This window comes from Candidatus Protofrankia datiscae (assembly GCF_000177615.2).
In the GTDB taxonomy this organism is placed as follows: Bacteria; Actinomycetota; Actinomycetes; order Frankiales; family Frankiaceae; genus Protofrankia; species Protofrankia coriariae.
In genome coordinates this window covers 1,889,213-1,902,913 of sequence record NC_015656.1, presented here as the reverse complement: position 1 = coordinate 1,902,913, position 13,701 = coordinate 1,889,213, and the positions used below count along the sequence as shown (strand labels likewise).

Annotated in this window: 12 protein-coding genes; 5 read left to right on the top strand and 7 right to left on the bottom strand. The window is 69.1% G+C overall.

Going from position 1 to position 13,701, the window contains the following annotated elements:
- Positions 1 to 71: 71 nt before the first annotated feature.
- The 3 genes from hemW to lepA all read right to left on the bottom strand — a co-directional run bounded on the left by hemW (position 72) and on the right by lepA (position 3,935).
- Positions 72 to 1,250, bottom strand: coding sequence for a radical SAM family heme chaperone HemW (gene hemW, locus FSYMDG_RS07885; RefSeq protein WP_237703031.1), 1,179 nt, complete (start codon positions 1,248 to 1,250; stop codon positions 72 to 74).
- A gap of 348 nt (positions 1,251 to 1,598) precedes the next feature.
- Positions 1,599 to 1,805 (bottom strand): hypothetical protein, encoded by a 207-nt coding sequence (locus FSYMDG_RS07880; RefSeq protein ID WP_043603230.1) that lies wholly within the window; start codon positions 1,803 to 1,805, stop codon positions 1,599 to 1,601.
- 276 nt (positions 1,806 to 2,081) lie between these two features.
- The gene (gene lepA / locus FSYMDG_RS07875; RefSeq protein WP_013873032.1) at positions 2,082 to 3,935 is read right to left on the bottom strand and encodes a translation elongation factor 4; all 1,854 of its coding nucleotides are present in this window, start codon (positions 3,933 to 3,935) and stop codon (positions 2,082 to 2,084) included.
- A 509-nt stretch (positions 3,936 to 4,444) separates the two neighbouring features.
- On the opposite strand from lepA, the gene rpsT reads away from it, so the two are divergent.
- On the top strand, positions 4,445 to 4,714 hold the full coding sequence (gene rpsT, locus FSYMDG_RS07870; protein ID WP_013873031.1) for a 30S ribosomal protein S20: 270 nt from the start codon (positions 4,445 to 4,447) through the stop codon (positions 4,712 to 4,714).
- Between the two features lie 300 nt (positions 4,715 to 5,014).
- On the opposite strand, the gene FSYMDG_RS22895 is transcribed toward rpsT, so the two are convergent.
- The 4 genes from FSYMDG_RS22895 to FSYMDG_RS07850 all read right to left on the bottom strand — a co-directional run bounded on the left by FSYMDG_RS22895 (position 5,015) and on the right by FSYMDG_RS07850 (position 9,294).
- Entirely contained in the window at positions 5,015 to 5,569 is a 555-nt protein-coding gene (locus FSYMDG_RS22895; RefSeq protein ID WP_013873030.1) for a hypothetical protein, read from the bottom strand.
- Positions 5,566 to 6,561, bottom strand: a complete 996-nt coding sequence (gene holA, locus FSYMDG_RS07860; protein WP_013873029.1) for a DNA polymerase III subunit delta — start codon at positions 6,559 to 6,561, stop codon at positions 5,566 to 5,568. The genes FSYMDG_RS22895 and holA overlap by 4 nt, the downstream gene beginning before the upstream one ends.
- 64 nt (positions 6,562 to 6,625) lie before the next feature.
- Positions 6,626 to 8,209: a ComEC/Rec2 family competence protein gene (locus tag FSYMDG_RS07855; RefSeq protein ID WP_013873028.1), complete on the bottom strand. Its 1,584-nt coding sequence runs from the start codon at positions 8,207 to 8,209 to the stop codon at positions 6,626 to 6,628.
- 62 nt (positions 8,210 to 8,271) lie between these two features.
- Positions 8,272 to 9,294 carry a ComEA family DNA-binding protein gene (locus FSYMDG_RS07850; RefSeq protein WP_050803399.1) on the bottom strand — a complete coding sequence of 341 codons (1,023 nt, stop codon included), beginning with the start codon at positions 9,292 to 9,294 and terminating at the stop codon, positions 8,272 to 8,274.
- Positions 9,295 to 9,681: 387 nt separating this feature from the next.
- Here FSYMDG_RS07850 and FSYMDG_RS07845 point away from each other — a divergent pair, with 387 nt between their 5' ends.
- The 4 genes from FSYMDG_RS07845 to FSYMDG_RS07830 all read left to right on the top strand — a co-directional run bounded on the left by FSYMDG_RS07845 (position 9,682) and on the right by FSYMDG_RS07830 (position 13,694).
- A complete protein-coding gene (locus FSYMDG_RS07845) occupies positions 9,682 to 11,340 on the top strand; it encodes an MDR family MFS transporter (protein WP_013873026.1) in 1,659 nt (552 codons plus the stop codon).
- A 128-nt stretch (positions 11,341 to 11,468) separates the two neighbouring features.
- Complete coding sequence (locus tag FSYMDG_RS07840; protein WP_013873025.1) at positions 11,469 to 12,032, top strand: YceI family protein; 564 nt, start codon at positions 11,469 to 11,471, stop codon at positions 12,030 to 12,032.
- Between the two features lie 353 nt (positions 12,033 to 12,385).
- Positions 12,386 to 12,949 carry an HdeD family acid-resistance protein gene (locus tag FSYMDG_RS07835; protein WP_237703030.1) on the top strand — a complete coding sequence of 188 codons (564 nt, stop codon included), beginning with the start codon at positions 12,386 to 12,388 and terminating at the stop codon, positions 12,947 to 12,949.
- 151 nt (positions 12,950 to 13,100) lie between these two features.
- Positions 13,101 to 13,694: an alpha-ketoglutarate-dependent dioxygenase AlkB gene (locus FSYMDG_RS07830; RefSeq protein ID WP_043603224.1), complete on the top strand. Its 594-nt coding sequence runs from the start codon at positions 13,101 to 13,103 to the stop codon at positions 13,692 to 13,694.
- Positions 13,695 to 13,701: the final 7 nt, after the last annotated feature.

Genomic DNA, 13,701 nt, shown 5'->3' with positions numbered 1-13,701 from the left:
GACCAGGCGAGACGGACAAATGTGTCACCGCCACCGGGAGCTTGAGGAGTGTTTCCCGGTGACGGCCGCGGCTAGTCCGATAGAAGAGCGTGTATGACGGTGTCGGCGAGCAGCCTGCCGCGCAGGGTCAGCAGGACGCGTCCCGCCGCCAGCGCAGGGGGATCCACCAGCCCGTCGGCGGCGAGCCGGGCGGCCTGGGACCGCCCCGCGGGCGTGAGCTCCTCGGCCGCGAGGCCCTCGGCCAGGCGCACCTCGAGCATGATCCGTTCCATGCGCGCGGCGGCGGCGTCCAGCTCCTCGTGGGCCGCCGCGGGGCTTGCGCCCGCGGCGAGCCGTGCGCTGTAGGAGGCTGGATGGCGCACGTTCCACCAGCGGACACCCCCGATGTGGCTGTGCGCCCCCGGCCCGAAACCCCACCAGTCGGCGCCCCGCCAGTAGCCGAGGTTGTGCCGGCTGTGAGCGGCGGGCCCACGCGCCCAGTTGCTGATCTCGTACCAGCTCAGGCCGGCCGCGGTCAGGGTCTCCTCGGCCTGCTGGTAGCGGTCCGCCATAAGATCGTCATCGGGCGGGAGCAGCTCGCCGCGCCGGATCCGCCGGGCCAGCCGGGTACCGTCCTCGACGGTCAGCGCGTATGCGCTGACATGGTCGGGATCGAGCGCGACCACCGCGTCCAGGCTCGCCTGCCAGTCCCGGGCGGACTCGCCGGGAGTGCCATAGATCAGGTCGAGGTTGATGTGGGCGAAGCCGGCCTTGCGCGCCCAGCTGACCACGTCCGGGACGCGTCCGGGGGTGTGCCGGCGGTCGAGCGCGGCAAGCACGTGCGGACGGGCGCTCTGCATCCCGAACGAGATCCGCGTGTACCCGGCGGCGGCCAGCCGCTCCAGGGCACCGGCGTCCACGGACTCGGGGTTCGCCTCCGTGGTCACCTCAGCGCCGGCGGCGAGGCCGAACTCCGCGTCGATCATCCGGAGCAGCCGCTCGAGGTCCTCGGCGGGCAGCAGGGTCGGCGTCCCGCCGCCGACGAAGACCGTCGAGACCGCGACGTCGGCCGGGCCGAGAACGGACCGGGCCAGGCGGAACTCGGCCGCCAGCGTCTCCACGAACGTGCCGATCGCAACCCCCGGCCCGAGTTCGGTCGCGGTGTAGGTGTTGAAGTCGCAGTAGCCGCAGTGGGTCGCGCAGTACGGGACGTGCACGTAGACCCCGAACGGGCGGCTGCCAAGGGTGTCCGTGGCCCGCGTCGGGAGCACGCCGTCCCACACCTGGAGGCTGCCGTCAGCGGCTGGGGAGCCCCTGCCCCGCGGGCCCGCCGGGCCTCCCGAGTGAACCGGGCCTGCCGGCCTGTCCGGCCTGTCCGGCTCACCGGGACCGGCTGCGCTGGGCTGGCCGAGGGCTGACACGGCCGTCGAGATGTGCGGCATGGCCATAGTGTGCCCGACTCGCAACGCTGTGCCTGCCTTCAGGCCCGCTTCCAAGCCCGCCTTCAGGCCTGCCCTCATCACCCACCTACCGTTCCGGCGATCGCGCGTCCCACCCACCGGACGCTCGGACGACAGCCGCCTCATGATCTTTGTATTCAGTTATCGGATTTGTCGGATTCAACCGTCCAATACGCCCGTCGAATGGGCCTGGAACCCCACCGGAGCACCGGCCGGCAGCGACGTTGACCTGACATTGATAATCGACTGGTCAATATAGGTGAAGCGTCGTGAGTTCGTGGTCCCGCGTCCGGAAAACTCAATCACATGAATGACGACGCCGTGCGCGGTGTCCTCGACAACATCGAGGATCTTCTCCCCCCTCACGCGACGGAGTACCGATCCGGCACCCTGGCCGGATCGGTCGGTCCCGCCGGCCATGACGAACCCGCCACTGAACCCATCCGACTATCCCCCTCGTCCGCACGAACCCCCTGAGCTGCCCGAACAGGCAACCCGAACCGCCCAGGGGCCCGGGCCTCCCGGACCGGCTCGCACAGCCGCCGGCTCCGGGAGGAACCCCGCGGAGACGAGAGGGTCACGGCCACGCTGGCGACCGAAGGACGGCCGGCCGGAGTCACCGCCCGGCCACGGACGGCAGGACTATTTCCCGCTCTTGGACGCGTCCGTGGACAGGGCCGCGATGAATGCCTCCTGCGGGACTTCGACGCGGCCGATGGTCTTCATCTTCTTCTTTCCTTCCTTCTGCCGTTCCAGCAGCTTGCGCTTGCGGGTGATGTCACCGCCGTAGCACTTGGCCAGCACGTCCTTGCGGATGGCACGGATGTTCTCCCGGGCGATGATTCGGCTACCGATCGCGGCCTGGATCGGCACCTCGAACTGCTGGCGCGGGATCAGCTCCCGCAGCCGGGAGGTCATCGCGACCCCGTAGCCGTACGCCTTGTCCTTGTGGACGATCGCGGAGAACGCGTCGACGGTCTCCCCCTGCAGCAGGATGTCGACCTTGACCAGGTCGGACACCTGCTCGCCGGCCGGCTCGTAGTCGAGGCTGGCATACCCCCGGGTCTTCGACTTCAGGGCGTCGAAGAAGTCAAAAATGATCTCTCCGAGCGGGAGCCGGTACTTGAGCTCGACCCGGTCGGTCGACAGGTAGTCCATCCCGTCCAGCGTGCCGCGCCGACCCTGGCAGAGCTCCATGACCTGACCGACGAAGTCGGACGGCAGCAGCACCATGGCATCCACGACCGGCTCGTGGACCTCGGAGATCTTTCCCGCCGGCCAGTCGCTCGGGTTGGTGACGATCGTCTCACTGCCGTCCTCCATGAGCACCCGGTAGACCACGTTCGGCGCGGTGGAGATGAGCGTGAGGTTGAACTCCCGTTCCAGACGCTCCCGGACGATCTCCAGATGGAGCAGCCCGAGGAAGCCGCAGCGGAAACCGAAGCCCAACGCCGCGGACGTCTCGGGCTCGTAGGTCAGCGCGGCGTCGTTGAGCTGCAGCTTGTCCAGGGCCTCCCGCAGGGCGGGATACTCGCTGCCGTCGATCGGGTACAGGCCGCTGTAGACCATCGGGCGCGGGTCACGGTAACCGGCCAGTGGCGCCTCGGCCGGGTGGGCCGCCGAGGTCACGGTGTCCCCGACCCGGGCCTGCCGGACGTCCTTGACCCCCGGGATGAGGTAGCCGACCTCCCCGGCGGACAGTCCCTCCCGCGGGATCGCCTCCGGCGAGATCACCCCGACCTCGAGGGTCTCGTGGCTCGCCCGCGTCGACATCATCAGGCAGCGGTCCCGGGCGGTCAGCCGGCCGTCGACCACCCGCACATACGTGATCACACCCCGGTAGGTGTCGTAGACGCTGTCGAAGATCATGGCGCGCGCGGGGGCGTCCGGGTCGCCCATCGGCGCGGGGACCCGCCGGACGATCTCGTTGAGCAGCTCGGGCACGCCCTGGCCGGTCTTGCCCGACACCAGCAGCACGTCGGCAGGGTCGCAGCCGATGATCTGCCCCAGCTCGGCGGCGTACTTCTCCGGCTGCGCGGCCGGCAGGTCGATCTTGTTGAGGACCGGGATGATCTGCAGGTCGTTCTCCAGCGCCAGGTACAGGTTTGCCAACGTCTGCGCCTCGATACCCTGAGCCGCGTCGACGAGCAGCACCGCGCCCTCACAGGCCGCAAGCGACCGACTGACCTCATAGGTAAAGTCAACATGGCCAGGAGTGTCGATCAGATGCAGGACGTAGTCGCGGCCGTCGTCGGCCTGCCACGGCAGCCGGACACTCTGCGCCTTGATCGTGATGCCGCGCTCGCGCTCGATGTCCATCTTGTCCAGATACTGGGCACGCATGTTACGAGCCTCGACGACACCGGTAACACCGAGCATCCGGTCGGCGAGCGTCGACTTGCCGTGGTCGATGTGAGCGATGATGCAGAAGTTGCGGATCGACGCCTGGTCGACCGATGCCTGGTTGATACGACGGGGGTCGGAGGCTGGGGGCACGCGGAGTCTTCTCGTTTCGTCGGGATGGACTGTGTCATCGTGCCAGGCCCTGACACGCAAGGCTCGGCATACCAGGAGGCTCGGCGCAGCAAGCACCGACGTACCAGAGCGCTGGCGCGCAAAGCCCGGCGCAGCAAGCACCGACGCGCCAGAGCGCTGGCCGCGCAAGGCCCGGCGCACCATGGCCCGGCACAGGCCCGGCGCGGCCCTGGTGTGCTGGGCTCACCCGTCGGACGCCGATGGTCACATCGGTACCCACCCGCCGCAACAGCCCCCGGACACCGCGGTCAGTCCCGGCCGGCGGACGCCACTGGCACGCCCTCCGGCACCGTTCGTGGGTAAGTTGGTAAGGTTACCGATGTTTCCCGGGGCCACCCGGCTTCCCCGGTGCCATCCGTGCACCGGCCAGACGCCGGCAGGCCAGTCGCGAGCAGGCCGGTCCTGGGCCGACGCCGGGGCTCAACCGACCTTCATACCGATTCAACTTCGACGACCAGGGGTTCTTTCGCGTGGCCAATATCAAGTCGCAGATCAAGCGCAACCTCACCAACGAGAAGCGACGGCTGCGCAACAAGGCCGTGAAGTCCGAACTGAAGACGCTCATCCGCCGCTTCCGGGAAGCCGTGGAGGCGGGCGACCAGGAGCGTGCCGGTCTGGAGCTGCGCATCGCGTCGCGCAAGCTGGACAAGGCCGTGAGCAAGGGCGTCATCCACGCGAACCAGGCTGCCAACAAGAAGTCGGCGCTGGCCACCCGGTACGCTTCGCTGACCAAGGTCTGACGCCACCCGTCCGACGCGTCCACTCGTACGCCGTCCGCCCGTCGCTTTCCCGACCGGGCTCCGACCGGAGCCGGGCCGGTTCGGCTGAGCGGGCGGCGCGAGGCGTCTGTCCGTGGGATGCCCGTCCGCCCAACGTCACCCAGGTTCGTCGGTATCCTGCGGGTAGCCCGGATAGCCTGTACACATACCTGGTGCTACCGGCTGGCTGCCAGGGACATCGACGTTCTGATGGCGGCCGGGGAACCTGCGGCATGCCGGATCTCCCAGGATGGCTTCCGAGGAGCGCCGGAATCCGTGCTGTCAGTCCGGCGGCGTTCTGGACGCCGACGGTTCGTTCTCCGCGAGACGGCTCCGTGTGTCGTCCGCGGCCAGCATCTTCTTGATCGCTTCGTTGTAGGCCGCCATGACGGCCGCTGTCAGCGGCAGCACCACGATCACCCATGCGCTCGCCAGATCAGCCAGGGCGATCAGGACGCCGAGCAGGCTGCTGCCGGCCAGGGTGCGGCCGGTGGAGAGGAACCTGTGCGGTCGCCCGACCGGGTCGCTGGTGACCGAGGATGACGCTGGTTCCGACGTCGGTGTGCTTCCCCGCTCCGGGCCGATCCGGTGCTCAGCGGCGCTCCGCCCCGAATCACCCTGGCTGAGATCACCCCGGCTCTGGTCGTCCTGCGCCGCTCCGTCCGTGTCTTGGGCACCCCTGTCCGTTTCCTCTTCCTCCCCGTCCTGGCCGTCCTCGCCGCCTCCGTCCCGATCACTTCCGTTCGGACCGGCTTCGTCCGGGCCGGCTTCGTCCGGGTTGTCTCCGTTCGGGCCGGAGGAGTCCTCCTGATCGGGCTGGGGTGCACGCAACGTCACCGCCGGGCTCCCGCCGGACGGCCACGGGCCGACACGATCTGAGTGACAAGCCTTTCCAGCCCGTAGACCGGATCCACGGCGCCGCCCTTGACGGCCGCATCCGCGGCGCTGACCGCGCGCATCGCGTAGGCCAGCCCTTCGTCGCTCCAGCCGCGGGCCGCCCGCTGGGAACGTTCCACCTTCCAGTCAGGCATGCCGAGGCTGCGGGCCAGCTCCCAGGTGGAGCCACCGCCGGCGGCCGCGACCCGGGCCAGGTCACGCAGCCCGGTGGTCATGGCGCTCACGACCAAGACGGGTGGGACACCGCCCGCAAGCGTCTGGCGCAGCACGGTCAGAGCCTCGGGCAGGTCTCCCGCGATCGCGGCGTCCGCCACCGCGAAACCGGTGGCCTCAGCCCGGCCGCGACGGTATCCGGCAACCAGGGCCTCGTTGATCGTCCCACCGGAGTCCGCGACCATCTGATCACATACCATCGCCAACTCGCGCAGATCGCTACCGACCGCGTCCACCAGCGCCTTCACCGCGCCCGCACTGATCTGGCCGCCGAGACGGCGGACCTCGGCCGCGACGAAGTCGTGGCGGTCCCGGGGACGGGTGATACGCGCCGCCGTGACGACCGTCGCACCGGCCGACTTCATCGCCTCCGCCAGTTTGCGGTTGCGTACGACACCGCTGTGGACGACGACGAGCACGACGTCGTCCAGCGGCCGGGCGAGATAGGCCAGCAGCGCCTCCCTGAGATCATCCGTGAGTTCCTGCGCGCCGCGGACCACGACCACCCGTAGCTCGCCGAACATCGATACGCTGGCCAGATCGACCACATCGCTCTCGGTGAACTCACCCGGCGCTCGGTCGACGATCTCCGTCTGCGGGTCGTGGCGCCGGGCGGCGTGGATGACGTCCCGGACAGCGCGGGAGACGAGCAGTTCCTCGTCACCGGAGACAAGGACCAACCGTGGCGGCGCGGATGTCGGCGGCACGCTGGCGAGCATGTCACAAGGACGCTACCCGGACCGCACGACCTGGTCAGGAACATCAAATGATTACGATCCGCCATCAACGTGTGGGCAAGATTCCGACAATACGTGACATTAATATCACCTGCACACCCAAAGTAATGACGGACAGTGTGATGAGGACACGACGCCCGCGGCGCCGGCGGACGGTCGCGAGCAGCACGACCGTGGCGGCGACGAGGGCCACGGCGCCGGCCGGGCCGGCCGGCCAGCCGATCTCCGCGCCAGGTACGCGCGCCGCGACGTCCGCCACCGTGATCAACCATCCGCACGGCACACCCGCGAAGGTTGCCAGGAACCGGGCCAGCGGATCGTGGACGACCGCCGCCACCGTGGCAAGGACCCCGAGGATGGTCGCTGGTGCGACTGCGGCCTCGGCGAGCATGTTGGCGGGAACGGCCACCAGGCTGACCCCGCCGCCGATGGCGACGAGGACCGGCGAGCAGGCGACATGTGCCGCCGCGGCGACCGCGAGTGGCTCGGCCAGCCACCTCGGCAACCGGCCCGCCAGTGCGTCCCGCCAGCCCGGAACGAGGATCACCAGGCCGGCGGTGGCGGCAACCGACAGGGTGAAACCGACCGAACGAGCAAGATCGGGGCTGCTGAGGACGAGTACCAGCACGGTGGCCGCGAGCGCGGGCATGGCCAGCCGTGACCGCCCGCTGCCGGCCGCGACGATCCCGATCAGTCCCATGACACCGGCACGCATGACGCTCGGTGACGGCCGGGCCAGGATGACGAAACCGACCAGGGCCATCGCGACCCAACCGGCCTGCACCCACGGGGCCAACCGGCTGCGCCGGACGACTACGGTCGCCGCGGCGATGATGATCGCGCAGTTCGCCCCGGAAACAGCGACAAGATGTGACATCCCGGCGGTCCGGAAGTCCTCCCGCACCTCGTCGTCGAGGTTGCTCGTGTCGCCGAGGACAAGACCCGGCAGCAGCCCGCGGCGCGGGCCGACAAGCCCCGACGTGGCATCGCGCAGACCCGCCCGCAGCTGACCGGCCGCCCGCTGTACCGATGAGGGCGGGCCGACCGAGGCCGGCGCGGCCCGGACGAAGACGACAGCCGCGACGGTGTCGCCCGCCCTCGGCGGCGCCAGCTTCCCCGAGGTGCTGACATGCTGGCTCGGCAGCAGATCCTCCCAGCCGGACGCGGTCGCGAGCACCAGTACCGGCTGCCGCAGCCGGATGTCGTGCCCGTCCGCGGCCAGCCGCTCCACCCGCACCGGGACGATGACGAGTTCGCCGTTGCCCCCGTGGCTGACCCGCGGGTCGCCGGTCACCGTGCCTTCGATGTCGGCGGCCGCCCGGGCCGCGCCGAGAGCCGCGAGCGGACCAAGCGCGCGGGCCCGGGCCGGCAGACCCGCCGCCAGCACACCCGCGGCAAGACAGGCCAGGCATGCCAGGACCGCGCCCACCGGCCGCCGGACCGTCCGGCGGCGGAGCAGGGTCACCACGCACAGCGGTGTCACGCACAGCAACATTCCGGCGATCCACAGCACGGCCACTGGTGGCACGGCCAGCCCGGTGCCCGCTGCTCCCGCCCAGGCCGCGAGGGCCGGAGCGACCAGGCGCAGGTCGGGCGGTTGACGTTGTGGATCGTGACCGACAACGGTCATGTTCGTGCTCCATGCCACACGGCCACCGGCAAACCGACACGTTCTCCATTACGTGCTGACCGTCAGACGGTGACGAGCGGAAGAAGGTCGGCGAGCCGCTGATCACCGACTCCGGTCACCTCCCCCAGTTGCCGTGGGGAAGCGAAACCGCCGTGAGCCACACGCCACTCGACGATCCGCTGGGCCAGCACAGGGCCCACGCCGGGCAGCGCGTCGAGGGCTTCGACCGTGGCCGTGTTGAGGTTCACCGGCGCCCCGGGTGCGGCGCCCGGCGAGCCCCTCCCACTGCCACCGCCGGCGGCACCGGTACCCCCGGCGCTGCCGGCGGCACCGCCCGCGGGCTGGGGTGGCGCCGGTCCGGGGCGGCCGTCCACGAGAATCTGCTCGCCGTCCACCAGGCGACGCGCCAGCGCCAGGCCGGAGGTGTCCGTCCCGGGCAGCACCCCGCCGGCACGGGCCACCGCGTCCACCACCCGGGATCCTCCCGGCAGGGTGAGCACCCCGGGATGATGGACCTTGCCCGCGACGTCGACGACGACCTGTGCCTGTGGACTCCCGGTGGCGGCAGACGACGGCGGTGCCGCCGTCGCCACGGCGCCGGCCACCGTGCCGTGCCCCGGGTTCGCGAGGTCCGTCACCTGTGCCGCCGGCGGAAGGGCCAGCACGGGCACCGGTCTGCCCCGCCAGGCGAACCAGCCGGCCGCCAGCGCCGCGACGAGGGCAACGAGCGCGATCAGCAACGCGCCACGGATGGCCGGGTCGACCAGCCCGCCGCGCAGAGTATGCGGCAGGCGTCCGGCCAGGCCGGATCCAACCCGCTGGATGATCGTCTGCCGCTCCCCGCCGCCGGGGCTGGCGCGCTCGGCCAGTATCTCGTCGAGAAAGGAGGAATCGACGGATGCCGTGCCGGCCGCGTCGGACCGGGACGACCGGCTGTGCTCGCCGAACACGGGTAGTTCCCCCGGACGGGAGTCCGGCCCGACACGGTCCGGTTCCCCGTCGGAAGCGACCGGATCCGGGCCGGCGGGGTACGGCCGGTCGGGCTCCAGGCTGTCGTGTTCTCCCGTGACCGGGGCATGGGTCACCGGAACACGTGGCCGAACCACGGCAGCCACGCCCGAGCGGGTGGCGGCGCGGATGTCGGGGACAAAAGAAAGATCAGCCATGCCCGTGACGGTAGGACCCCGCGTCGTGGCGGTACATCGCGTATCCCGCATCTGTGGACAACCATGCTCTGTCCACAGGATACGGCGAGTGACGGACAAAACCGGCTATGTTCGGTACCACGGTCGACACGCAGCAACACACCCGATGCCCAGCTGAAATGATCACGTATAGTTGTATCGCACAATCAAGTAGCGAAATGTCGAGCCGTGGGATACATCCCGTTGCGACCTGCGTCGAATGCCCGTGGCCGCCCTGCGTTCTCACTGTGCCGGCATCACCTGAGCGGTCCGCCTGACGGAGGATGAATGACGACCACCGGGAACAATGTCAGCCGCGACCGGAATCCACCAGACGACACCGGTACGGACCTGAGCCACCGGCAGATCGTCGCCATCATCATCGGGCTGATGACGGGTATGCTGCTCGCGGCACTGGACCAGACCATCGTCGCGACCGCACTGCCGACCATTGTCGGCGAGTTCCATCGCAGTGACATGCTTTCCTGGCTGGTCACGGCCTACCTGTTGACTTCCACGATCTCCGCTCCGCTGTACGGGAAAGCCAGTGACCTCTACGGGCGCAAAACCGTCCTACAGCTGTCCATCACGATCTTCCTGATCGGCAGCACGCTGTGCGGGCTTGCCCAGTCGATGTACCAGCTCGTCGGATTTCGCGCTCTACAGGGCCTTGGTGCTGGCGGCCTCATCTCCCTGGCCTTCGCCGTCATCGGCGACATCGTCGCACCCCGGGAACGGGGGCGCTACCAGGGATACTTCAGCGGGGTCTTCGGCGCGTCGAGCATTCTCGGCCCGCTCGTCGGCGGTTTTCTGGTCGATCACGGGTCATGGCGCTGGGTGTTCTTCGTCAACCTTCCGGTCGGGCTCGCCGCGCTCGTCGTCATCAACCGGACGTTGCGACTACCGTTCCGGCGACGCCGGGCGGCCATCGACTGGGCCGGCGCCATCCTGCTGGTCACGGGTCTGAGCGCCATCCTGCTCGCTACTCAGAGTGGAGGCAAGGACTTCGCGTGGCTCTCCTGGCAGATCGCCGCGCTGATCGCCGCAGGAGTCGTACTGATCGTTTCTTTCGCGCTGCGTGAACGGGTGGCACCGGAAGCCATTCTCCCACCACGGCTGTTCAGCAACAGCATCTACACGGTGTCCGCGCTGCTGAGCCTCGTCACCGGCACCTTCATGTTCGGGGCGATTATTTTTCTCCCGCAGTATCTACAGATCGTCCATGGCGCGAGTGCCACCGTCAGCGGGCTGCGAATGCTCCCGCTGCTCGCCGGTATTCTGCTGACGTCCATCGGGTCCGGCCGGCTGATCAGCGCTACCGGGCATTACAAGCGGTTTGTCGTCGCGGGCACGGTCGGGGTTACCATCGGGCTCTTTCTGCTCAGTCGTGTCAGCGCCGACACGGGCGCGCTGGAGCTCGGTCTGTGGATGTTTGTCACGGGGCTCGGCCTCGGCTTCCTCCTGCAGAACGTCCTGCTGGCCGTACAGAATTCTGTCGATCCGCGGGACATGGGCGCCGCGACCTCCAGCGTGACATTCCTGCGCACCATGGGAGGCGCCATCGGCGCGTCCGCCCTGGGGGCGGTGCTCACCGCTCAACTGGCCACGAACATCGCCCTGCGAATACCCGGCGCGCAGCCCGGAAACGCCGCAGCCAACCGTTTTGTCTCAACTCCGCACGATGTCGCAGGGCTGGCCGCGCCGATACGTGAAGCGGTACGAACCGCCTATGCCGACTCACTCGGCCGGGTCTTTCTGGTGGCCGTTCCGATCGGGATCGCCGCCTTCGTGATCAGCCTGTTCCTCCGGGAGGCCGAACTGCGCGGATCGACCGCCATCTCCCGGACCGACACATCGGACGGCGCGGTGGGAGACGACCGCACCGACAGCAGCCATGGCTCCGGGCCGGGAGCGAAGCGATCGACGGCCAGCGCCTCCAGGGAGTAGATTGTTGCCCGCGCAACCGACTTCGGGCCCGCGTGAAAATGATCATGCGAGCAGAGTCTGCGAAGTCCTGGGAAGAACCCGCTCGTGGGAACACGACTCGTAGGAGAAGGCCTGAAGAGGAGATCATTATGACCGTACCGGGCACCGCCATCGAGAACCTCACCGGCACCTGGACGATCGACCCCGCTCACAGTCGGTTCGGTTTCGCCGTCCGACACGCGATGGTGGCGACCGTCCGGGGCAGCTTCAGGTCCTTCGAGGGCACCCTGCACCTCGACGGCTTCAGGCCCACGGCCTCGCATGCCACGATCAGCATCAACACCGACAGCATCGACACCGGGAACTCCGACCGCGACACCCACCTGCGCTCCCCCGATTTTCTCGACGCTGACACGCATCCGACGATCACCTTCACCGGCACTGGCATCAAACCAGGGGACGATCCGGACAGCTATGTGGTCACCGGCGACCTGACCATTCACGGCACCACGCATGTGGTCGAGGTGGCGGTCGAGTTCCAGGGCAGCGCGGTGGACTCGTTCGGCAACAGCCGGGTGGGGTTCGCCGCCACGTCCTCCCTCAGCCGGAAGGACTTCGGCCTCACCTGGAACGCGCCGCTGGAGGCGGGGGGTGTCCTCATCGGCGACAAAGTCAAGATCGACGTTGACATCTCGGCCATCAGGGCGTCCTGATCAGAACTGCGCAGGGCCAATGACCGGTGGCCGCGTGGTGGTCAAGAACTGCCTCGATCCAGAATCGCAGGACCGCGCGGTGCCGCCGACGGGCCGGCGGCACCGCTCCGGCCAGGGCATCCCGGTACATCCGGTGCACCCAGCCGGAGCTGCCCGTCACCGGGCCGCCGGGCGACGGACGGGCGCGACACGAACGGCCGGGACGCCGCTGAGTATCGGAGAAGGAGCGTAGCGGTAAGGAGCGGGGCCGGCCAGGGCCGGTATCGAGGACTGGCAGCACTCGACGCGGGGAACCCCCTTGTCCAGGGCGGGGAACCCCTTGTCCAGGGCGGAAGGTACGAGCGGTCCCGGAGATGACGATCATGATGACGACGGCAGAGACGCACCGCCACCATGGCGGAGCTTCGAGCGCGGTCTGGATGGCAGGACTCTTCCTGGGGATCGCGGTGACGGTTCTCGGCGTGCTCCTGGTCGCCCACCCCTTCGCCGCCACGCGCACACTGGCGATCCTGATCGGCATTGGGCTGGTGCTGTCCGGGATCATGGATATGGTCGCGACAGCCCGTGCGGGCGAGGAGACTGCCAGCTTCTTCGGCGTCCTGCTCGTGATCGGCGGGATCGTCGTGCTCGCCTGGCCGGGTGTCACCTTGTGGACGGTGGCCCTCATCGTCGGAATCTGTCTGCTGGTGGCTGGCGTCGCGCGTATCGCCATGGCCGGCTACGCGCGCGGGCACGGACGCTCATGGGGGTGGGGCGTGTTCATCGGCCTCCTGGCGATGGGCATCGGCATTCTCGCCCTGGTGTGGCCAGCGGCTACCGTCTTCATCCTGGCGGTGCTATTCGGGATCGAGCTGATCGTGCATGGCATCGGCCAGATCGCGCTCGCTCTCACGGTCCGCCGGGAGTCACGGGCCTGACACCCCGGGAGCGGCCCCGCCGAGCATCGGGCACCACGGGGCCGCTCCGGTCATCCGCGTTGCCAGACGCTCGGCAACCAGAGCGCGGCGCACGACGGCTGGCCTGCTCGACACGCTCGATATCGAACGTATGTTCGGGTATTGTGTCTCTATGCCCCTCCAGTGCAGCCTGTTGACCAGCGGCGACCCCGCGGTCTCCATCAACCCCACGTTCAGCCGCATCCGCCTCGACGGGACGCCATGGGTCGACGTGGCGCCGGGGTGGCTGCGCGGCGCTGACGACCTTTGCGGGACCCTCGCCAGCGAGGTCCCCTGGCGGCAGGGTCGACGGTGGATGTACGAGCGCATGGTGGACGATCCACGACTGTCACGGTGGTACAAGGCGACCGAGCCTCTCCCCCACCCCATCCTGGCCACGATATGTAGCTCTTTGTGCGCGCATTATCAGGTGCCGTTCGGCTCGGTCGGGCTCAACTTCTACCGCGACGGTGACGACAGCGTCGCGTTTCACCGCGACCGTGAACTGCGCAGGCTCGGTAACACCCTGATCGCGATCGTGACGCTGGGGGCGCGGCGTCCCTTCCGGCTCCGTCCGCGCGGTGGCGGTGCCGGTCGGACGCTGCTCCCTGCGTCCGGAGATCTTCTGGTGATGGGTGGCCGCTGCCAGGCCGACTGGGAGCATGCGGTCCCGAAAGTCGCTTCCTGCGGCCCGCGGATCAGCGCATCCTGGCGGTGGGCCGCGTGAGGAGCCT

Bases quoted from the DNA above. Each gene is read 5' to 3' on its own strand.
- holA (WP_013873029.1), bottom strand. From the start codon at position 6,561: ATGCTCGCCAGCGTGCCGCCGACATCCGCGCCGCCACGGTTGGTCCTT.
- FSYMDG_RS07855 (WP_013873028.1), bottom strand. From the start codon at position 8,209: ATGACCGTTGTCGGTCACGATCCACAACGTCAACCGCCCGACCTGCGC.
- FSYMDG_RS07845 (WP_013873026.1), top strand. From the start codon at position 9,682: ATGACGACCACCGGGAACAATGTCAGCCGCGACCGGAATCCACCAGAC.
- FSYMDG_RS07840 (WP_013873025.1), top strand. From the start codon at position 11,469: ATGACCGTACCGGGCACCGCCATCGAGAACCTCACCGGCACCTGGACG.
- FSYMDG_RS07835 (WP_237703030.1), top strand. From the start codon at position 12,386: ATGACGATCATGATGACGACGGCAGAGACGCACCGCCACCATGGCGGA.
- FSYMDG_RS07830 (WP_043603224.1), top strand. From the start codon at position 13,101: ATGCCCCTCCAGTGCAGCCTGTTGACCAGCGGCGACCCCGCGGTCTCC.